Source organism: Streptomyces erythrochromogenes, assembly GCF_036170895.1.
In the GTDB taxonomy this organism is placed as follows: domain Bacteria; phylum Actinomycetota; class Actinomycetes; order Streptomycetales; family Streptomycetaceae; genus Streptomyces; species Streptomyces erythrochromogenes.
The window spans coordinates 1,370,090-1,390,949 of sequence record NZ_CP108036.1; the positions used below are offsets into that span (position 1 = coordinate 1,370,090).

Here is a 20,860-nt window from a genome sequence, read left to right on the forward strand (position 1 = left end):
GCCGGACTCCCCTTGCACATAAGGACCTTTGGCGATGACTCCTGCCCTGACGACCATCCAGTCCTGTACCGCCGCCGAGCGTCCCGCCCGGCACACCCAGGCCTCCGACGCGGCGGTGACCCGGCTGGCGCTCGACGCCCGAGACGGCGACCGCGCGAAGACGGACCGCTTCGTGCGCGCCCTCCACCGCGATGTCTGGCGCTACGTCGCCTACCTGAGCGCCGACACCCAGGCCGCCGACGACCTCACCCAGGACGTGTTCCTGCGGGCGCTGGCGAGCCTCCACCGGTTCGAGGGCCGCTCCTCCGCACGCACCTGGCTGCTGTCCATAGCCCGGCGCACCGTCGTGGACAGCCTGCGCCACGCCGCCGCCCGGCCGAGACTGTCGGACCGCTGCGACTGGCAGACGGCCGCCGAGCAGGCCCAGCCGTACGACGTGCCGGGCTTCGAGGACGGCATCGCGCTGGCGGAACTGCTGGCCGCGATCCCGTCCGAACGCCGAGAGGCCTTCGTCCTCACGCAGTTGCTGGGTCTCCCCTACGCGGAGGCGGCCGAGGCCATCGGCTGCCCGATCGGCACGGTCCGCTCCCGCGTGGCCCGGGCGCGCACCTCCCTCATCGCGCTCCTGACGGACACCCCCACGCCCGCGCCGGAGCCGCAGGCCCCGGCCGCGCAGGGCGAGCGGGCCCCGCGGGGGACGCGCGAGGCGGTGCTCTCGGCGTCGCCCGCCTGATCCGGGACGCGGCCCGGAAGGGGCGGCGGCGCGCCGGGCCCGTGGGCCGCCGCCCCCCGTGGGCGGCGGCCCACGGGGTCAGGGGCGGGCCGCGGGGTCAGGGGCGGGCCGCGGGGTCAGGGGCGGGCCGCGACGGCCTCGACCTCGAACAGCATGTCCGGAGTGGCCAGGCCCGCGACCCCGATGAGGGTCTGCGTGGGCGGCTTGGCACCCCAGCGCTCCTGCACGGCTGCGGCGATCGGCCCGAGCTTGGAGACGTCGTGGCCCACCACGTACGTCCTGAGCTGGACGACGTGGCCGAGGTCGAGCCCGTGGGCGGCGAGGGCGACACCGATGTTGTGGAACGTCTGCTCCACCTGCTCGGAGAAGTCGGCCGAGACGACCGCCCCGTCCGGACCGGATCCGTACTGGCCGGCGACGAGGACGAGTTCCGTTCCCGCGGGGAGGCCGGCGGTGTGGCTGTAGCCGAACGGGGTCGGGTCGTGCAGACCGTCGGGGTTGACGATGTCGTGTGCCATGGGGGCCACCTCTCGTGTGCAATGGACTGTGTCGCGTTGAAGCCTCGCAACCAATCACGACATCGTGTGTCGTGTATTCCGGTAGCGTTTTCGGGTGCGCGCCGATCGTCTGGTCTCCCTGGTACTGCTGCTGCGGCAGCACGGCCGGCTGTCCGCGACCACGCTGGCCCGCGAGCTGGAGGTGTCCACCCGGACCGTGCTGCGCGACATCGACGCGCTGTCCGCGGCCGGTGTCCCGGTCTACGCCGAGCGCGGCCGGCACGGCGGTTTCACCCTGCTGCCGGGTTTCCGTACCGAGCTCACGGGGCTGAACCACGACGAGGCGCTCGCCCTGTTGGTCGCCGGATCGCGGCGCGGCGCGCAGGCGTTCGGCCTCGGCTCGGCGCTCGCTTCGGCCATGCGCAAGGTGGTCGACGCGCTGCCCGAGGGCCAGCGGGCCACAGCGGCGGGTGCGGCGCGGCGCCTGCTGATCGACCCGGAGACCGACGCCCTCGCGCGCCGGCTGGTCACCGAGGAGCTGCCCGACGCCGTGGTGACCGAGGTCCGGCGGGCGGTGTTCGCAGGGCGCCGGCTGCGCATCCGCTACGCGGCCGCGGGCCGGGACCCCGAGTGGCGCACGGTGGACCCGATAGGCCTGGTCACCGTGCGCGACCAGGGCTACTTGCTGGCCACGCGGGCCGGCGCGGACCGCACCTACCGGCTGTCCCGGGTCCTGGCCGCCGAGGAGCTCGCCGAGCCGGCGCAGCGGCCGGAGGGGGTCGATCTGGACCTGGCGTGGCAGGAGCGCAGCAGGCGGTTCCGGGCCGGCGGTGACCAGGTCACCGTGCTGGTACGGGTGGACCCGGCACGGCGGGAGGACCTGGTGGGCAGCGCGGTGGCCGTCCTCGCCGAGGGAGGCGACGCGGAGGGCGGCGCGGAGGGCCGGCTGCGGCTGGAGGTCACCTTCCAGGACCCGAGGCACGCCGAATGGGCGCTGTGGCAGCTCGCCGCGAGCGCGGAGGTACTGGCGCCGCAGTGGCTGCGCGACTCCCTGCACGACCGCGCGGCGGCCATCGCCGCCCGCTACGCCGCACCGTCCCCGGAACCCACGCCGTCCGCGTAGGACACCCCTGGGGAGGCAGGGCGGAACGCGGCAAGATATCAGCCTTTCCAGGAATCGCCGGAGTGTTTATCCGATGGTGATGTCCTCCGGCGGCGGCGTCACACCGGGCACTACCGTCCCGTGACACCCCCGGGAATGCGGGTGTTGCACCGCACGACGCTTGCGGGACCTCCCTGCCCCGCCACCTCCCGGCCCCACGGAGCAAGGAGGCACATTGCTGTCATTGCGGCGGAGAAACACGCGAGGCTGGTCGACGGCCACCCGGTACTCGATCGCGAGCGCCGTCGTCATCACCGCGCTCGCGCTCACCCTGATCGCCCTGCTGGTCCCCGTGGACAAGTTCGGCAGCCGGGCCAATGCCGCCACCGCGGCGGCGCCGGCACCGGCCGACGACGACGGTCTGGGAACGGTGAGCACGGCGTTCGGGCCGCTGACCGCCGCGGACCGCGACTTCGTCCGCAAGGTCCGGCTCGCCGGGCTGTGGGAGCTGCCCGCCGGACGGCAGGCCCAGCAGCGCGGTTCACGGCCTGCGATCCGCACGGCCGGGGACCACCTCGTCGACGGCCACACCGAACTGGACCGTCAGGTCATCCAGGTCGGCCAGGCCCTCGCCATCGACCTGCCCAACCAGCCCTCCGCGCAGCAGCAGGACTGGCTGGGCCAGATGAACCGCGCCAAGGGAGACGAGTACGAACGGCTGTTCGCCCAGCTGTTGCGCCGAGCGCACGGAAAGGTGTTCTCCCTGGTGGCCGCCATCCGGAACCAGACCCGCAATTCCATGGTGCGAGCCCTCGCCACGTCCGCCAACGCCACGGTCCTGGACCACATCACGGTCCTCGAAGACACCGGGCTGGTCGACTTCGACGGGCTCTCCGACAATGTCCCACCGACGAAGTGAAGTGATCGCATGAGTCCAAAGGGCCACAAGCGCGCCCGATTGTCGACCAAGCTCGTGGGAGTGGTCTCCGCGCTCGTGCTGGGCGGCGGCGGGGTCGCCGTCATCGCCGGCAACGCTTCCGCGGGCCAGGACGACAACCGCAAGTCGCAGTTGACGACCACCATCGACTGCCCCGACGTGGGCGAGAAGCTCACGGCCGTGCCCGAGCAGGCCAAGGCCGAGGTCGACGAGAACCTGGCCAAGCTGGACGACCAGGTGGCGGACGCCTACCGGCGGCTCGCCTCCGGCCAGGCGCAGGGCGATGCACTCCTCGGCGAGCTGAAGCAGAAGCGGGAACAGACCATCAAGGGCGTGTCCGACGCGATTGACCGGGCGGGGGACCCCCCGAAGGAGATCGCCGCGTTGAGCTCCTGCCAGATGAAGAAGGCCTCGGCCGAGGAGGACGGCGGGGGCGGAGCGGCGGCGCTGGCCTCCGACGCCAAGTCCTCCGCGGCCGGCAAGAAGGGCGCTCCGGCGAAGAACGACTTCGTGAACATCACCAAGGTCCGTCCCAACGTCCGTACGCCCCGGGCGCAGAACAACGCCTCCAAGGGCTCCTTCAGCGTGAACTGCGGCCGCAACGAGAACGGCCACTTCAACCCCGACAACGTCATCGTCGCCCCCGGTGTGTCCAACGGCGCGCACCACATGCACGACTACGTGGGCAACGTGTCCACGGATGCCTTCTCCACCAACGACAGCCTCGCCAGGGCCGGCACCACGTGCGGCAACGGCGACCAGTCCACCTACTACTGGCCCGTGCTGCGTCTGCGGGACGGCAAGGCGGAGCGGGACGCACAGGCGCCCGGCGGCGGGCAGGACGGCAACGTCGGCACGATCCTGAAGCCCAAGCAGGTCACGATCACCTTCAAGGGCAGCCCCGAGGGCAAGGTCAAGGCCATGCCCCGCTTCCTGCGGATCATCACCGGTGACGCCAAGGCGCTCACCAACGGCACGGCCAATGCCAACGCCTCCTGGAGCTGCACGGGGTTCGAGGACCGCCAGCTGAAGGACAAGTACCCGATCTGCCCCAAGGGCAGTGACGTGGTGCGCACCTTCTCGTTCCAGAGCTGCTGGGACGGCCGGAACACCGACAGCGCCAACCACCGCACGCACGTGGCGTTCGCTGACCGCAACGGCCGCTGCCAGAAGGGCTTCACCGCCATCCCGCAGCTGGTCCAGCGCATCGTGTACGGGGTGCAGCCGGGCTCCCGCATCGCCGTGGACAGCTTCCCGGAGCAGCTGCACAAGCCGGTGACCGACCACGGAGACTTCATCAACGTGATGTCGAACGGCCTGATGAACAAGGCCGTGAGCTGCATCAACGACGGGCGCAACTGCCGCTGACGTTCGCGGCGGTTCGCCCCCTTCCGCCCCCGGGGCGGGCGCTCCCCCCCTTCCTCACCCCGCGCCCGCCCCGGGAAAGGTGTTGGTCCGAAGCCCCTTCGGACCAACACCGCTTTTGTGTGTCCGCCCGGGGGCGCGCCGTGGTCCGCCCGCCCCGGGCGCTGTCGTGTGTCCGGGCCCGGGCGCTGTCGTGTGTCCGGGCCCGGGCGCTGTGCTGTGTCCCGGCCCGGGCGCTGTCGTGTGTCCGGCGACCCGGGTGCTGTGGTCTCCCCGGCCCGCGGCGGGCTCGTACGTCCGACCCCGGGGCACGCGCGTACGTCCGGCCCCGGTCCGCGTGCGGCACCCGGCGCACGGGCCGGCGACGTCGCCCCGGGCGGTGTGCGCGGACATGGCACACGAAGGCCCGGCCCGGCCCCGTGAGGACGGGGGCCGGGCCGGGCCGGTGTGGTTCGGGGTGTCGTTCGGGGGTGTGTTCAGAGGGGGTTCAGTGGCTCAGAGGGGTCGGGGGTTCAGGGGTTTCGGGGGTCAGAGGCCGTTGACGCGGGCCATGCGGCCGACGACGACGGGGGTGAAGTCCGCCTGGATCACGCGGGCCGTCCTGCGGGTCACGCGCGAGTGCTGGCGCCGTACCTGGGCCATCAGGCGGCGGCTGCGCAGGGCCATCTCCAGCTCGAACCGGGTCCGCGGGTCACGCAGGCCGGTACCGAAGAGCTTCTCCAGCTGGCGCATGCGGTACCGCACGGTCTGCGGGTGCACGCTGAGGGCCTTGGCGGCCTCGGGGGCACCGCCGCCCTCCAGCCAGGCGAGCAGGGTCACCTCCAGCCGCTCGCTCTGCCGCGGGGTCAGGTCCGCGAGGGGCCGCAGCCAGCGGGCGGCCAGTGCGTGGGCCAGGGGCTCGTCCTGGAGCAGGAGCAGCGTCGAGAGGTGGTCGTCGACGAAGACGGGCCTGGCCTCGATGCCCGGTCGGCTGGGGGTCAGACCGGCCAGGCGCAGCGCCCAGCGCAGGGATGAAGCGGTGTCCCGGATCGGGACGGCGTGCCCCACGGCCGTGAACCGGCCGCGCAGCAGGTGCTCCAGCGGTCCGCGGATCTCCGGGTCAGGGCTGGGGACCAGCAGGCACGGCCGGCCGGCGAACATCCCGACGAGGGCGTCGTCCAGGACGCCCGCCAGCTGCTGCGCCTCGCCGGGCGTGGCCGGCACAATGGCCCGTACGGCCAGCGGGAGGGGCCATCCGGCCGCCTCGGCGAGTTCGGTGAGGGAACTGTCGGACGCGACGCGGTCGTCGGTGAGGATCCTGAACAGCTCCTGGCGGGCCCGTTCGCCCGGGCGGATGCCATCACCGGTCTCCTCCTCGGTTTCCTCCCGGGTGGTCACCCGGACCCGCTTGAGGGCCGGTTCGCGGATCCCGTCGCGGGACCCGGGGCGGACCTCCTCGCGGATGTCGTCGCGCCGGCCCTCGTGCGTGATCTCGCACTCGTTCGTGTATGTCGCCTCCCTGCTGCGGGCCTTGCCGCGGCCCACGGTTGCGAGCTCGGTTGCGGCCTCTGTTTCGGCCTCGGTTTCGGCCTCGGTTTCGACCTGGTTCTCTGCCTGGTCCTGGCACTCGTCCGGTGTTTGTTCCCGGGTCCGCTCCTGGTAGCCGAGGGTGGTGAGGAGTGCCTCTTCCACCCGCTGCCGGAGCAACTCTGCATCAATGGCATCGTTGTCATCGATAAGTGCGGAAAATTCCGGAATTCCATGCAGAAGCTCCTCCACTATCTCGGCGGCCAGTGCGGGAAGTTCCCTGCGCAGGACGCGCGTCCACTCGCCTCGGGGGCGGGACCAGATGCGGTTCAGAAGTTCGCACATCGTTTTCCTCGTTCGTGCCGGGGTGAGGCTTGCCCGGGGAAGAGCGGCAAGCCGGCCGAGGTTGCCCCCACGTCAACATCGTTGCCTGACGCGGGAGTTGCGGCCCTCGTACTCCCTCCTGGAGAGGTCCGACCACCTACAGTCCCGGGACTTTGCTCTCTTTTTACTGTCCGGGACGCGTAGGCGGCGGGCGGCGCGGTGGCCTGTCGCAACCTCCGCTGGAGGGGAATCTTCCGGTGTTGTTCGATGCGCCGGAGACGCGCTGCGAGAAATTATCACGTTTCGATAAATCCTGTGGAGCTGATGTGACGCTCCACGATGCTGCTGCACTCCGGCCCCAAGTTCCCTCGGCCGGCGCGGAGTTTCACAGCGCGGCCGGGCAGAGACGACAACGACCCCCGGGTTCCGAGCGCCAGGTGGAGTGCTCGGAACCCAGGCGCACAGGAGACCTGGATGCCCTTGCCCCAGCCGCACATGCCTCGCCCACACAGGGCCCGCCGTAAAAGCCGACACGCGGCATCGGCTCCGGCAGCAGGACGGAGGGCCGCCCGGCGGCCCTCCCTCCTGCCGACGCCCGGACGGATGAGTCCGGGCGCCATCTGCGCCGTCGGCGCGGCCATCGTCTCCGTCACCGTGGCCGCCCGCGCGGGCGCCTTCTCCCAGTTCTGGGACTTCCTCGACTTCGGGGCGGGCGTGCTCTCGCTCGTCTCGCTCACCTCCACCGTCCTGTGGGGACTGATCTCCACCGACCGGCTGCTGCTGAAATCGGGTCACCGGCTGCTCGCCCAAGGCGTGCACCGCGGCCTGGCCGTATCCGGGCTGGGCTTCCTGGCCCTGCACATCTGGGTCAAGATCGCGGAGCAGCGGACCACCGCGTCCGCGGCGGTGGTGCCGTTCACGGACATCGATCAGCCCGTACTGATCGGGCTCGGCAGCCTCGCCGGGTACCTCTTCGTCGCGGTCGCCGTCTCCGGCGCGGTGCGCAGCGTGTTCGCCACCAAGGGCCGGTCCCTGTGGTGGCGGGCCCTGCACTTCGGCGCGTATCCGGCGTGGGGCGCCTCGCTGGTGCACGGGCTGAAGGCGGGCCGTGCCGCCGACCTCTATGTCACGGTGGCGTACGCGCTGTGCCTGCTCGGTGTCGCCGGCATGCTCGCGTTCCGGCTCAAGTCCCGGATGACCGAGTCGCCGTCCAGGCCCCCCGGCACGGCCAGCACTCAACAGCTGCCCGTCGTGGCCGCCGTCCCCCGGCAACGGCGGGAGCCCCGCGCACGGGCGGCCGGCTCACGGGCGTCCGGCTCGCGGGCGGCAGGCTCACGGGCAGCCGGCTCGCGGGAGAAGTTCACCGGGCCCGCCGCTCCGCCCACGGACGACCAACCCGCACTCACGGCCGTGTACTCGACCGACCCGACCGGCTCCTACATGGACGCCGGCCTCGGCATGGGTACCGCCGTGGGCATGGACGGGGACCAGTTCGCCACCCGCGAGTGGCGGCTGTGAGCGGCTTCCCGCGCCCCAGCCTCGGCTGCGTGGGCGCTCCCAGACTGCTGGCCGGGCTCGACCAGGCCCCCCGGCTCGACCGCGTCGCCCATCTGACGACGCACGGCCAACTCCCGCGCTACCGCCCGGACGAGCTCGTCGACCTCGCCGAGAACATCGACCTGCGGGGGCGCGGCGGAGCCGGGTTCCCCTTCGCCCGGAAGCTGCGCGCCGTCATGCGGGCGGCCGAGGGCCGCGACACCGGAACCGCGGTCGTCGTCAACGCCAGTGAGGGCGAGCCGAGTTGTCTCAAGGACAAGGCTCTGCTGCTGCACGTCCCGCACCTGGTGCTCGACGGAGCCCTGCTGGCCGCCGCCGCGGTCGGCGCCGAAGACGTCGTCATCGGCGTCACCCGGCCCGACGTCGAGCAGTCGCTGCGCGCGGCCGTCGCGGAACGCGGCCCGGCAGGCCGCCAGGTGCGGGTGCAGGCCCTGCCCGAACGCTTCGTGACCGGAGAGAGCACCTCGATGGTCAACGGCCTGAACGGTGGGCCGACGCTGCCTTCGGGACAGAAGGTACGGACCAGCGAGCGGGGCCTGGGCGGCATGCCCACCCTGTTCTCGAACACCGAGACCTACGCCCAGCTCGCCGTGGCGGCCCGCCTCGGTGCGCTGGACTACCGGGCGGTCGGCCTGCCCTCCGAGCCCGGCACGGTGATGCTGACCATCGCCGGCTCCACGGTCGTCGAGGCGCCGCTGGGGACCTCGCTGGCGTACGTACTGGAGCTGTGCGGCCTGGATCCCGGCCAGGGCGTACTGGTGGGCGGCTACCACGGCAAGTGGCTGGATCCGGGGTCCGCCCGCATCGCCGACCTGTCCCGGGGGTCCCTCGCGGCCTTCGACGCGGTGCTGGGGGCGGGGGCGGTGCTGCCCCTGCCGGAGGACACCTGCCCGGCCGGCGAGGTGGCCCGGGTGACCCGCTGGATGGCGGACGAGACGGCCGGTCAGTGCGGCCCCTGCTTCCGGGGACTGCCCGCGCTGGCCGACGTGGTGGAGGACGCGGTCCGGGGCGGGGGCAGAACCGCACTGGAAACCATCGAGGCCCGGATGAAAGTGGTACGCCGCCGCGGCGCGTGCAGCCATCCGGACGGCACCGCGGCCTTCGTGGACTCGGCGCTCGCGGCGTTCCCGGACGAGTTCCGCGACCACGCCCTCGGCAGCGGCTGCGGCCGACGGGTGGTGGGGGCGCTGCCCCTGCCGGAGGACGAGACCCCGGAGGAACGGCTGGTGGTCGACTGGACCCTGTGCAGGGGGCACGGGCTGTGCGTGGACATCCTCCCCGACGTCGTACGGCTCGACGCGGACGGCTACCCGTCCCAGGCGTCCATGCCCGTACCCGCGCAGTTGCGGCAGAAGGCCCAGCGCGCGGTGCGGCGCTGCCCCGCGCTCGCGCTGCGCATCCAGGACTGAACCAACGCCCCCGGGTTCAATGTTGGCGCGATCTGACAAATTCTCAGGGAGATTGACATTCTCCGTCAGCGGCCCCGTAGAAATTACCCAGGGCACGAGAACGCGAATCCTGACCTGAAGGAGAGATCGTGAAGAAAATGCGTCGTGGAGTATTCGCCGGGTCGGCCGTCGCGGTATTGATGCTGACCGCCGCATGTGGCAGCGGCGATAATTCCGCGGGAAAGGGAGATTCGGTCCAGCCGGTGGGCGACAGCAAACAGGCGGGGTCCGGTTACGACGGTTACGGGGGCGGTTCGGGCGCCGTCCCGGCGGCCGACGCCGTCAAGAACGGCCCGGCCGGAGAGCTCAAGGTCAAGGCCACCACGGAGCTGGGACCGACGGTCACCGACAGCGCGGGCTTCACGCTCTACCGGTTCGACAAGGACACGCCCAAGCCCCCGAAGTCCAACTGTGAGGGGGACTGCGCGACGGCCTGGCCGGCGGTCTCCGCGGACGACGCCTCGGCCGGCGAGGGCATCGACAAGAGCCTGCTCGGATCGGTCGAGCGGGCCGACGGCACCAAGCAACTGACCCTGGCGGGCTGGCCGGTGTACCGCTACGCGAAGGACACCAAGGCGGGCGACACCCTCGGCGAGGGCGTCGGCGGGACCTGGCACGTACTGGCACCGGACGGCAAGCCGGCCAAGGCCGGCGGCGGCGCGGGCTCCGGGTCGGGCGCCGACCCGAGCGCGGGCGGCGGTGCCGGCGAGGAAGCCGGTGCGGGTGAGGCCGGCGGCGGGCAGGAGAAGGCGCAGGCGGATCCGGTCGGCGTCAACCGGAACACGAAGCTCGGCGCCATCCTCACGGACGCCGAGGGCCGCACGCTGTACCGGTTCGACAAGGACAGCGCCTGGCCGATGAAGACCAACTGCCTCGGCGCCTGCCTGAACACGTGGAAGCCGGCCAAGGCCGTCGACAAGGAACTGGTGAAGGGAATTCCCGCGGAATTGGTGGGAACGTTCAAGCGGCCCGACGGTACCGAACAGCTGACGATCGACTGCTGGCCGATGTACACCTTCGCCGGCGACAAGGAAGCGGGCGACATCAACGGACAGGGCAAGCAGGGCACCTGGTTCGCGGTCTCCGACAAGGGCAAGAAGGTGACGGCCACCGGCTGAGGCCGTGAAGCCCACCCCCAAGGGCTTTTCCGCGCCGGCCGGCAACGAATAGCACGACACCCCCCAAACGCGTGGTGCCCGGGCCCCTCCCCTCCCGGGCACCACGACCCCTTTTCCCCGATCAGCCCGTGAGGTCCGCATGCCGACCACCGACCGCCCCGCCCCCCGGATCCGCCCGTCCTTCGCGGCCGTCGCCGCGGCGTGCGTCACCGTACTGCTGTGCGGAGGGTGCGCCGGACACGCGGCCACACCCGTCGCCGCGGAGGCGGCGGCCACACCCGGCACCTCGATCGAGCAGATCGCGACGGCCATCGGCTGCACACCCGAAGTGAGCGTGGACGCAGACGAGTTGCGGCAGGGCGGCTGCGAGACCGGCCAGGGCGCCTACCGCATGGCCACCTTCGCCGCCCAGAAGGGACTGCGCGCCTGGCTGGACGAGGCCCGCGCGTACGGCGGGGTCTACCTGGTGGGCGACCGGTGGGTCGTCACCACCCAGTCGGCGGACGCCCTGAACGCGCTCCGCGAACGGCTCGGCGGATCCGTCGAGACCGGTACCTCGCACGGCGCGCCCTCCTCCGGGCACACCGACCCCTCCGCGCACGCCGCTCCCTCCGGGGGCGCGACACCCTCCGCAGGCGCGCCTTCCGCTCCCACGGGGCCCTCCGAGCACTCCGGCCACTCGACTCCCGCCGCGGGCGGTTGAGTCGGGGCCGATCCGACGGCGGCGTGTCGGCCAGTGTCCTGATATCGGCTCATTCGTGAGGAGCACACGGCACTGCCCTCCGGGATGACTCGTCCGGGGCATCGCGTGCAACAAGGTGGACTCGTAAGCGACTTCACCGAAAGGAACGGCTCTGTGCGCCTGAAACACCTCGCACCAGTGCTCGCCACCGCCGGCCTCATCGCGACCACCGTGCCCCTGCTGACCGCGACGCAGGCCGCCGCGGCTCCCGCGGCCGACCACCTCCGGCAGAAGCCCGCCTGGCAGCGGTGCAGCCCCGAACAGCCGGCCTCGTACGAGTGCGCCACGCTGAAGGTCCCGCTGGACTACAGGCGCCCCGACGGACGCACGATCGACATCGCGATATCCAGGATGAAGAGCGAGGACCCCGCCAAGCGCCACGGCGTCCTGCTGCTGAACCCCGGCGGCCCCGGCGGTCCGGGTCTCGACCTGCCGCTGATGATGGACGGGATGATGCCCAAGGAGGTGCGGGAGGGTTACGACCTCATCGGCTTCGACCCGCGCGGGGTCGGCGCCAGCAGCCCCATCACCTGCGGGCTGAACGACGCCGAGCAGGCCTTCGACCGTGCCTACCGTCCGGAGACCTTCCCCTCCGACGTGACGTGGGCCCGCACCGTCGCCGACAAGTGCCGCGAGAAGGCCGGTGCGGTGCTGCCCCACATCACCACCCGCAACACGGCCCGCGACATGGACACCATCCGCGCGGTGCTGGGCGAGAAGAAGATCTCGTACGTGGGCTACTCGTACGGGACCTACCTCGGCGCGGTGTACTCGCAGATGTACCCGGAGCGCACCGACCGCTTCGTGCTCGACAGCGGTGTGGACCCGCAGCGGATCTGGCGCGGGATGATCCAGGTGTGGGCCACCGAGGCCGAGCCCGCCTTCGCGCGGTGGACGCAGTGGGCGGCCGAGCGGTCGGCCGAGTTCGGGCTGGGCGACGACCCGAAGGCGGTCTCCGCCACGTTCTGGGGTCTGGTGGAGCGCGCCGACCGGGAGCCCATCGACTTCGAGGGCTTGAAGGTCACCGGAGACATGATCCGGTCCGCGCGCGGGATGTTCTTCTACCCGGCGCAGGCCACGCCGCTGATCGCGGCCCTGAAGGCCGCCGCCGAGGGCACACCGCAGGCGGCGGGCGCGGACGTGGCGGCGCTGAAACTGCAGCTGCTCGGCCGGACGGCCGAGGAGCCCGCCACGGACAACGGCACGGCCGCCTTCTGGGCCGTGGTCTGCGGGGACACCGGCAACTGGCCCCGCTACACGGAGCAGTACGAGCGGGACGCGGCGAAGGACAAGGTGAAGTACCCGCTGTACGGGGACTTCGCGTCCAACATCAAGCCGTGCGCCTTCTGGGACCGGCCGGTGGAGTCGGCCACGCCGATGCACAAGAAGGCCAACGTGCTGACGGTGCAGAACGAGTGGGACTCCCAGACCCCGCTCACCAGCGGCCAGGGCCTGCACCGCGCGCTCAAGGGCTCACGGATGGTGTTGGCGGCCGGCGGTGAGGGCCACGGTGTGTACCTCGTCGACCCCAACTCCTGCGCCAATGCCCCGGTCAACACCTACCTGGCCACGGGCAAGCTGCCCGCCCAGGACGTGACCTGCCAGAACCCGCCGGCGGCCGCGGAGAGGCGCGGATCCGCGCCGGCGAAGCCCCTGCCCTTCCCCGGGGTTCCCGGGCGGTTCTGACCCGGCTCCGATGTTCAGCGCGTGAGGGACGCCTCCGCGGCCGCCTTGATACGGCGGCCGAAGTCGGGGGCGTCCTTGCGTGCCGCGCTCGCCGCGATGCCGACGAGGAGCTTGCCGAGGCCGTGGCCGTCGAGCGTGTTGAAGATCCGGACCCGGGTGCGCCCGCCGGGGAGGGGCTCGAAGTCGTAGCCGCCCTCCGCGGTGACCAGGTTGCGGCTCTGCTCGGTCCAGCGGATCAGGTTCGGCGGGTCGAAGCCGACGATCCGGAACTCCCGGGCGGTCTTCATCCCGGCGTCCTTGACCGTGCTGCGGAAGACGGTGCCGAGCGCGGTGGGGCCGTCGGGGGTCTTGGTGATCTGCTGGACGCGCGGACTGAAGTCGGGGTCGTTGCGTCCGTCTGCGAGGTAGGCGAAGACCTGCTCGACCGGCCGGTCGATCTCGATGCTCGCCTCGAACTGTCCGGACATGTCCGCTCCTCGGTGCGACTACCCGTGCCATGTTCCCAGACCCTCGGCCGACGCGCGCGCCCGGGAATCCGTCCACCGGGCCGGCCGGCGTCCCCTACGATGCGTCTCGTCGGGTACATGTCGGCGGCGGCTCGATCGGCAAGGTGGCGGTGCTCGCCGAGGCCGTGGGCCGCGCCCCCGCTCCTTCGGCGGGCAGGCCTGATCGCGGCGCTCGCCAAGGGCAGGCAGCCGGGCTCCGACGTACGGGCCTCCACCCAGGCCGGGGCGGCGGCGCCAACGGGACCTCCTTCGGCACGCTGACCCGCAGCCCGGCAGGTCGTCCGCATCCTGCCGGCGGCGACGGAGGTCAGCCGAGCAGCGCGTAGACCGTGGAGGCGGTGGCGGCCGGTTCGTCGGCGCCCTCGGGGGTCAGGGTGATGTCGGCGAAGGCCATGCGCTTGCCGAGCTTGGTGACCCTTACGTGGATCAGCACGTCGGCGTCGATCACCGGCCGCTGGAAACTCGTCGACTGCTGGACGGTGGTCATCGGGCCGTACCCGCCGCGCGCGGCGGAGATCGCGATGACCGTGGCGGTGTCGGCGGCGGCCATCATGGCCTGCCCGGAGAGGCCGCCGCCGTCCCGCGCGAGGTCGGCGGACCACGGCAGCCGCAGGACGGCGTGCCGCTCGCCGGTCTCCTGGACGGTCAGTCCGAGGGTGAGCACCCAGGGGGCGAAGTTGTCGGTGAGGATCTTGTCTGCTTCTGCGGGAGAGAACGTCACCGGGAGATTGTGGCGGCCCGCCCGGACCGCCACAATCCCCTTTCGGTCAGAGCTTCGCGGCCAGTTCGGTGCCCTGGCGGATGGCCCGCTTGGCGTCGAGCTCGGCCGCCACGTCGGCGCCGCCGATCAGGTGCGCGTCGACGCCGGCCGCGCGCAGGGCCTCGTACAGGTCGCGGCGCGGCTCCTGGCCGGTGCACAGGACGACGGTGTCGGCGGGCACCAGGCGCTGCTCGCCGCCGACGGTGATGTGCAGGCCCTCGTCGTCGATGCGGTCGTACGCGGCTCCGGCGACGGAGACGACCCCGCGGTGCTTGAGCTCCGCGCGGTGGATCCAGCCGGTGGTGGTGCCGAGGCCTGCGCCGACCTTGGTGGCCTTGCGCTGGAGGAGGTGGACCTGGCGCGGCGGCGCGGGGCGCTCGGGGGCGGTGAGCCCGCCGGGTCCGGCGTACGCGGTGTCCACGCCCCAGTGGCGGAAGTAGACGTCCGGGTCCTGGGAGGCGCCCTCGCCGCTGTCGGTGAGGTACTCGGCGACGTCGAAGCCGATGCCGCCGGCGCCGACGACGGCGACGCGCTCGCCGACGGGGGCGCCGTCGCGCAGCACGTCGAGGTAGGTGACGACGTTGGCGTGGTCCACGCCCTCGATGTCGGGGGTGCGGGGGGTGACGCCGGTGGCGACGACGACCTCGTCGTAGCCCTGGAGGGTCTCCACGTCGGCGCGGGTGTCCAGCCGGACGTCGATGTCGTGGGCGGCGAGCTGGGTGCCGAAGTAGCGGATGGTCTCCTCGAACTCCTCCTTGCCCGGGATCCGGCGGGCGACGTCGAGCTGGCCGCCGATGTGGCCGGAGGCCTCGAAGAGGGTGACGGCGTGGCCGCGTTCGGCGGCGGATACCGCGCAGGCGAGGCCGGCCGGGCCGGCGCCCACGACCGCGACGCGCTTCCTCAGCTTGGTGGGCGAGAGCACGAGCTCGGTCTCGTGGCAGGCGCGCGGGTTGACCAGGCAGGTGGTGATCTTGCCGCTGAAGGTGTGGTCGAGGCAGGCCTGGTTGCAGCCGATGCAGGTGTTGATGGTCTCGGGGCGGCCGGCCGCGGCCTTGGCGACGAAGTCGGCGTCGGCCAGGAAGGGGCGGGCCAGGGAGACGAGGTCGGCGCGGCCGTCGGCGAGCAGTTCCTCGGCGATCTCCGGGGTGTTGATGCGGTTGCTGGTGACGAGCGGCACGGAGACCGCGCCCATCAGCCGCTTGGTGACCCAGGTGTAGGCGCCGCGGGGGACGGAGGTGGCGATGGTGGGGATGCGGGCCTCGTGCCAGCCGATCCCGGTGTTGATGATGGTGGCGCCGGCCGCCTCGATCTCCTTGGCCAGGTGGACCACCTCGTCGAGGGTGGAGCCGCCGGGGATCAGGTCGAGCATGGAGAGGCGGTAGACCAGGATGAAGTCCTCGCCGACGGCCTCGCGGGTGCGGCGGACGATCTCCAGCGGGAAGCGGACGCGGTTCTCGTAGGCGCCGCCCCAGCGGTCGGTGCGCTTGTTGGTCGCGGCGGCGATGAACTCGTTGATCAGGTAGCCCTCGGAGCCCATGATCTCGACGCCGTCGTAGCCGGCGAGCTTGGCGAGGCGCGCGGCGCGGACGAAGTCCTCGACGGTCTGCTCGACCTCGGTGTCGGAGAGCTCGTTCGGAACGAAGGGGCTGATGGGGGCCTGGATGGCGCTGGGCGCGACCAGGTCCTTGTGGTAGGCGTAGCGGCCGAAGTGGAGGATCTGCATCGCGATCTTCCCACCCTCGGCGTGCACGGCGTCGGTGATCACGCGGTGCTCGGCGGCCTCCTCCTCGGTGGTGAGGCGGGAGCCGCCCTCGAAGGGGCGGCCGGCGTCGTTGGGGGCTATGCCGCCGGTGACGATGAGGCCGGCACCGCCGCGGGCGCGCTCGGCGTAGAAGGCGGCGAGGCGCTCGAAGCCGCCCTCGTGCTCCTCGAGGCCGGTGTGCATCGACCCCATGATCACGCGGTTCGGCAGGGTGGTGAAACCGAGGTCCAGGGGGCTCAGCAGGTGCGGGTACCGGCTCTGGGAACTCTGCGGACTCATCGGGGTGTGCCTCCTCGCGCGGGGGTGATGAACCTGTTCTAGCGAGGGCGTGCGCTTTTTGCAACTAGGTGCAAAACCGAGGCGAGGGTCGCCGGCCCGCATTTCCCGGCCCCTGGGGCCCGGCCCCCACCCGCCTGTGGCGGAGTTCACCCCCTAGGCTCGGCGGATGGCGGACCACCACACCCCGACTCCGGACGGCTCCGGGCCGGCGTACCGTACGGCCGGTCCCGAAGACGGGGACCCGCTGGTCCTGCTGACCGCGCCGCAGGACACGGCCGGCGACTGGGCACCGGTACGGGACGCACTGGCGCGCGGGCGCCGGATCCACGCCCCGGACCTGAGCGGGCCCACCGGGGGCGGCCGGCCGGCGCCGCTGGTGCGCGACGACCTGCTCGGCTTCCTGGACGCCCTGGGGCTGGACCGGGTGGACCTGGTCGGGCACGCGACGGGCGCCCTCGTGGCCCTCCTGGCCGCACAGGCCGCACCGCACCGCGTGGTCCGGCTCGTCCTGGCGGACCTGCCGCCAGCCCTCCCCCGCGAACCACCCGCCGCGCCCGGGCGGATCACGGCCCCGACCCTGGTGGTGAACGGCGCCGCGGATGCGGCCGGCCAGGTCCCGGACGCGCGGATGCTGGCGATCGCGGCGGACGGGCGGCCGGTCCACCAGGCCGCGCCGGCGGAGTTCGCGACAGCAGTCGAGGCCTTCCTCGCCGAGGTGCCCGACAGCGAACTCGCCCGCCGCTGGCTGGCCGGGTCCGGCATCACCCAGACCGGAGAGTCGGCGTGGTGGGACGCCGATCCCCCGGCCTGTTCCCTCACCGCCGACGACGTCAGCGACCAGATGGGCTGGCTCGTCTTCGACGACGAGGACCTCGGCCTCGCCGACCGGCTGCGCGTGGCGCTGGGGCTGATGGACCTGCTCGGCGCCCACCCCCTGCTGGCAGGCCAGATCCACATGGCCCACCTCGGGCCGCGGGGACCGCTCCCCCAGGACGTCCTGTGGGACGGCTACCGCCGGCGTCTGGAAGCCGTCCGCGACCACGAGGCCTACCCCAGCTCACTGTGGCTCGACTGGTTCGAGGACCCCGGAACCGCCGGAACGGCCTTCGCGGCGGTCCTCGGCGACGACCGGCACCTGCTCCTGCCCGGCGCCCCCGAGCCGCTGGTCCGCAGGGCGCGCCGGGTGCTGGAACACTCGGGACCCGTGGGATGGGACGCGAAGGCGGAGACCTACCGGGCCGCGGCCCGGTTCCCGGCCCTCCACCACGCGGTGTTCCGTGCGGTCCTGCGCAGCTACCACGACCTGTACGGCGACCTCGATCCCGTCCAGGGGCTCACCCTGCTGGACGGGCTGGACCTTGCGCCGGGCACCGAGCACCTGGCTCCGCTGCGCCGGGTGCTCGCGGACGGCCACCGTCACCACTACGCCTCACCGCAGGCGTGGGACGCGGCCCTGGACCGGTGACGGCGGCCGATCCGGGGCGGCGCGGTCCCACGGGCGCAGGTCAGGCGCGGCGGAGGCGGATCGTGAGGATCTGGAAGGGGCGCAGGGTCAGGGCGACGGAGCCGTCCGCCGCCGGGGACGCGACGGCCGTGCCCGCGAGGGGCCGTTCCAACAGGTCGCTCTCGACCGCCTCCGCGATCGGGAAGCCCGCCGTGAGGGTGGCCGTGGCGCGGCCGCCGCGGGACTCGTAGAGGCGGACGATCACGTCGCCGCCGCGGTCCTCGGCGAGCTTGACCGCCTCGACCACCACCGCGTCCTCGTCGACCGCCAGCAGCGGGGCGACCGGGCCGGCGCCGTGCACGGTGCGCTCGGGCAGGTTCAGCGCGTGGCCCTCGCGGACCGCGTCCCCGATCCCCGCGCCGGGCGCGAGCGAGAACCGCAGGGTGTGGGCGCCCTGGTCGGTCTCCGGGTCCGGGTAGCGCGGGGCCCGCAGGAGGGAGAGCCGTACGGTGGTGGTCTGGCCCCCGTCGGCCCGTACGTCGCGGGTCACGTCGTGCCCGTACGTGGAGTCGTTGAGCAGGGCGACTCCCCAGCCGGGCTCCTCGGCGTGGATCCAGCGGTGGGCGCAGATCTCGAACTTGGCCGCCTCCCAGGAGGTGTTGGTGTGGGTGGCCCGGTACACGTGCCCGAACTGCGTCTCCGACGCGGTCCGTTCGGCCTTCACGTCCAGGGGGAAGGCCGCCTTCAGGAACTTCTCCGTCTCGTGCCAGTCGACGTCCGTGACGATGTCGACCGTCTTGGCCCCGGCCCGCAGGGTGATCTGCTGGACCACCCCGGACCGCCCGAAGGAGCGGGTCACCCGTACGGTCGCCGAGCGCGGTCCGCTCTCGGCGACCTCCAGGACGTCCAGCCCGACGAGGTCGGTGACGTTGTTGCGGTAGAACTCGTCGACGTCCCAGGCGTCCCACATGTTGGGGAAGTCGGGGTGGATCTGGAGCAGGTTCGCGGCGGCCCCCGGGGCGACGGACTCGCGGCGCGCCTGAAGGTCGTAGACGGAGACGATCAGGCCGCGGCCGTCGATCTCCACCAGCAGCCGGCCGTTGGCCAGGACGTGCCCACCGCCGTGCCGCTCCTCCACGGTGACCGGCTCCGGCGGCTGGACCGGCCGGCCCGCCCCGCCCGCCGGGACACCGCGGCGGGCGTACGGGGCGCAGTTGAAGACGAGCTCCTCGGCGCCCTCCCCCGCCAGCGCCTGCTGCGCGGCGAGGGTGATCCCCCGGAGCTCCTCGGCCACCTGTCCGTACGTCTCGCGGGCCTCGCGGTGCACCCAGGCGATGGAGGATCCCGGCAGGATGTCGTGGAACTGGTGAAGCAGCACCGTCTTCCAGACCCGCTCCAGGTCCTCGTACGGGTACGCGTACCCCGCCACCCGCACGGCGGCGGTCGCCGCCCACAGCTCGGCCTCGCGCAGCAGCGATTCGCTGCGCCGGTTGCCCTGCTTGGTCTTGGCCTGGGAGGTGTAGGTGCCGCGGTGCAGCTCCAGGTAGAGCTCGCCGGCCCAGACGGGCGCGTCCTCGTACTCTGCGCGGGCCTTCTCGAAGAAGGCGTCCGGCCGCTCGATCTCGATGCGCGGGGAGCCTTCGAGGTCGCGCTGGCGCCGGGCGCGGGCGAGGTGCTCGCGGGTGGGTCCGCCGCCGCCGTCGCCCCAGCCGAAGGGGGTCAGGGAGCGGGAACCACGGCCCTTCTCGCGGTAGTTGCGGGCGGCGTGGGCCATCTGGGCGCCGCCCAGGTCGGAGTTGTAGGTGTCGACGGGCGGGAAGTGGGTGAAGACGCGGGTGCCGTCGATGCCCTCCCACCAGAAGGTGTGGTGGGGGAACTTGTTCACCTGCGACCAGCAGATCTTCTGGGTCAGGAACCACCGGGAGCCGGAGAGCTTGACGATCTGCGGCATGGCGGCGGTGTAGCCGAAGGAGTCGGGCAGCCAGACGTTGTGCGTGTCGATGCCGAATTCGTCCAGGAAGAACTTCTTTCCGTAGAGGAACTGGCGGGCCATCGCCTCGCCGCCGACCATGTTGGTGTCGGACTCCACCCACATGCCGCCGACCGGCACGAACTGGCCGTCCGCGACCTTCTTCTTGACCCGCTCGAACAGCTCGGGCCGATGGGTCTTGATCCAGTCGAGCTGCTGCGCCTGCGACATCGCGAAGACGAACTCGGGGTGTTCGTCCATCAGGTTGACCATGTTGGACGCGGTACGGGCGACCTTGCGCACCGTCTCGCGCAGCGGCCACAGCCACGCGGAGTCGATGTGGGCGTGGCCGACCGCGCTGATGCGGTGCGCGGAGGCGTTGGCGGGGGCGCCGAGGACCCCGGCGAGGCGGGCGCGGGCGGCGGCCGCCGTGCCGGGCACGTCGGTGAGGTCGACCGCGTCCAGGGCGGCGCCGAGGGCGTGCAGGATCCCGTGGCGGCGGGCGTCCTCGGTACCGAGCTGCGTCATCAGCTCGTAGAGCACGTCGAGGTCCTGGACCAGCTCCCAGACCTCGGTCTCGAAGAGGGTGAGGTCCATCCGGGCGAGGCGGTACAGGGGCTGGTCGCCGCTGGTGCGCGCGTCGCCCTCGTAGGAGGGGCGGTGGTCGACGAGGACGGGGTTGGCGGCGGCCTCGACGTACCATTCGATCCGCTCGCCCCCTTCTGCGCGGTCGGCCACGCGCACCCAGTCGTTGTACGGGTTGAGGGCCTTGATCTCGCGGCCGTCGGCGCGGTGGACCAGGCCCTCGCACTGGAAGCCGGGCATCATCCGGTCGAAGCCGAGGTCGAGGACGGCCTCCACGGTCCGGCCCGCCCACCCGGCGGGGACGGTTCCGGTGACCTTGAACCAGGTGGTGCCCCAGGCCGGACCCCACGCGTCGCCGGGTGCGCAGGGCCCGTAGGGCGCCGCCAGGCCCTCAGCGACGGGGACGGGCTCGCCCGGGGCGTCCCAGCGCTCGACGGTCAGCGGGAGCGGGCTGGAGTGGACGGCCGGCTTGATGCGCTCGTGGAGCACCCGGCGGAGGCGGTGTTCGGTGATGCTGCGGTCGTCATGCATGACAGCTGC

The 20,860-nt window shown here is 72.4% G+C and carries 16 protein-coding genes; 10 read left to right on the plus strand and 6 right to left on the minus strand.

Annotated elements, in window-relative coordinates; all coding sequences use genetic code 11:
- The first annotated feature begins 34 nt into the window (after positions 1–34).
- The gene (locus OHA91_RS06620) at positions 35–733 is read left to right on the plus strand and encodes a sigma-70 family RNA polymerase sigma factor (protein ID WP_328738816.1); all 699 of its coding nucleotides are present in this window, start codon (positions 35–37) and stop codon (positions 731–733) included.
- 116 nt (positions 734–849) lie between these two features.
- On the opposite strand, the gene OHA91_RS06625 is transcribed toward OHA91_RS06620, so the two are convergent.
- Positions 850–1,251, minus strand: coding sequence for a RidA family protein (locus OHA91_RS06625; protein WP_031146897.1), 402 nt, complete (start codon positions 1,249–1,251; stop codon positions 850–852).
- A 94-nt stretch (positions 1,252–1,345) separates the two neighbouring features.
- On the opposite strand from OHA91_RS06625, the gene OHA91_RS06630 reads away from it, so the two are divergent.
- The 3 genes from OHA91_RS06630 (at position 1,346) to OHA91_RS06640 (ending at position 4,637) form a co-directional block, all read left to right on the plus strand.
- A complete protein-coding gene (locus OHA91_RS06630; protein WP_328738817.1) occupies positions 1,346–2,353 on the plus strand; it encodes a helix-turn-helix transcriptional regulator in 1,008 nt (335 codons plus the stop codon).
- 223 nt (positions 2,354–2,576) lie between these two features.
- Positions 2,577–3,251 (plus strand): DUF4142 domain-containing protein, encoded by a 675-nt coding sequence (locus tag OHA91_RS06635; RefSeq protein WP_037631566.1) that lies wholly within the window; start codon positions 2,577–2,579, stop codon positions 3,249–3,251.
- Positions 3,252–3,260: 9 nt separating this feature from the next.
- The gene (locus OHA91_RS06640) at positions 3,261–4,637 is read left to right on the plus strand and encodes a DUF1996 domain-containing protein (protein ID WP_031146891.1); all 1,377 of its coding nucleotides are present in this window, start codon (positions 3,261–3,263) and stop codon (positions 4,635–4,637) included.
- A 525-nt stretch (positions 4,638–5,162) separates the two neighbouring features.
- On the opposite strand, the gene OHA91_RS06645 is transcribed toward OHA91_RS06640, so the two are convergent.
- Positions 5,163–6,305, minus strand: a complete 1,143-nt coding sequence (locus OHA91_RS06645) for a PucR family transcriptional regulator (protein ID WP_245240003.1) — start codon at positions 6,303–6,305, stop codon at positions 5,163–5,165.
- Positions 6,306–7,067: 762 nt separating this feature from the next.
- On the opposite strand from OHA91_RS06645, the gene OHA91_RS06650 reads away from it, so the two are divergent.
- The 5 genes from OHA91_RS06650 to OHA91_RS06670 all read left to right on the plus strand — a co-directional run bounded on the left by OHA91_RS06650 (position 7,068) and on the right by OHA91_RS06670 (position 13,015).
- Positions 7,068–7,982, plus strand: coding sequence for a hypothetical protein (locus OHA91_RS06650; protein WP_063835497.1), 915 nt, complete (start codon positions 7,068–7,070; stop codon positions 7,980–7,982).
- 29 nt (positions 7,983–8,011) lie between these two features.
- Complete coding sequence (locus tag OHA91_RS06655; RefSeq protein WP_245240002.1) at positions 8,012–9,430, plus strand: NADH-quinone oxidoreductase subunit NuoF family protein; 1,419 nt, start codon at positions 8,012–8,014, stop codon at positions 9,428–9,430.
- 137 nt (positions 9,431–9,567) lie between these two features.
- Positions 9,568–10,587, plus strand: coding sequence for an SCO0930 family lipoprotein (locus OHA91_RS06660; RefSeq protein ID WP_031146883.1), 1,020 nt, complete (start codon positions 9,568–9,570; stop codon positions 10,585–10,587).
- Positions 10,588–10,726: 139 nt separating this feature from the next.
- Positions 10,727–11,290: a hypothetical protein gene (locus OHA91_RS06665; RefSeq protein WP_051892687.1), complete on the plus strand. Its 564-nt coding sequence runs from the start codon at positions 10,727–10,729 to the stop codon at positions 11,288–11,290.
- Between the two features lie 153 nt (positions 11,291–11,443).
- Positions 11,444–13,015 carry an alpha/beta hydrolase gene (locus OHA91_RS06670; protein ID WP_266493914.1) on the plus strand — a complete coding sequence of 524 codons (1,572 nt, stop codon included), beginning with the start codon at positions 11,444–11,446 and terminating at the stop codon, positions 13,013–13,015.
- Between the two features lie 14 nt (positions 13,016–13,029).
- Here OHA91_RS06670 and OHA91_RS06675 read toward each other — a convergent pair whose 3' ends face one another.
- From OHA91_RS06675 to OHA91_RS06685, 3 genes are all read right to left on the minus strand, one after another.
- Positions 13,030–13,482 (minus strand): SRPBCC family protein, encoded by a 453-nt coding sequence (locus OHA91_RS06675; protein ID WP_031146877.1) that lies wholly within the window; start codon positions 13,480–13,482, stop codon positions 13,030–13,032.
- Between the two features lie 346 nt (positions 13,483–13,828).
- The gene (locus OHA91_RS06680; RefSeq protein ID WP_031146875.1) at positions 13,829–14,242 is read right to left on the minus strand and encodes a PaaI family thioesterase; all 414 of its coding nucleotides are present in this window, start codon (positions 14,240–14,242) and stop codon (positions 13,829–13,831) included.
- A gap of 46 nt (positions 14,243–14,288) precedes the next feature.
- Positions 14,289–16,322, minus strand: coding sequence for an oxidoreductase (locus OHA91_RS06685; RefSeq protein ID WP_031146873.1), 2,034 nt, complete (start codon positions 16,320–16,322; stop codon positions 14,289–14,291).
- 166 nt (positions 16,323–16,488) lie between these two features.
- Here OHA91_RS06685 and OHA91_RS06690 point away from each other — a divergent pair, with 166 nt between their 5' ends.
- Positions 16,489–17,787: an alpha/beta fold hydrolase gene (locus tag OHA91_RS06690; protein ID WP_266493904.1), complete on the plus strand. Its 1,299-nt coding sequence runs from the start codon at positions 16,489–16,491 to the stop codon at positions 17,785–17,787.
- 40 nt (positions 17,788–17,827) lie between these two features.
- Here OHA91_RS06690 and OHA91_RS06695 read toward each other — a convergent pair whose 3' ends face one another.
- Positions 17,828–20,851, minus strand: a complete 3,024-nt coding sequence (locus tag OHA91_RS06695) for an alpha-mannosidase (RefSeq protein WP_328738818.1) — start codon at positions 20,849–20,851, stop codon at positions 17,828–17,830.
- Between the last annotated feature and the right edge of the window lie 9 nt (positions 20,852–20,860).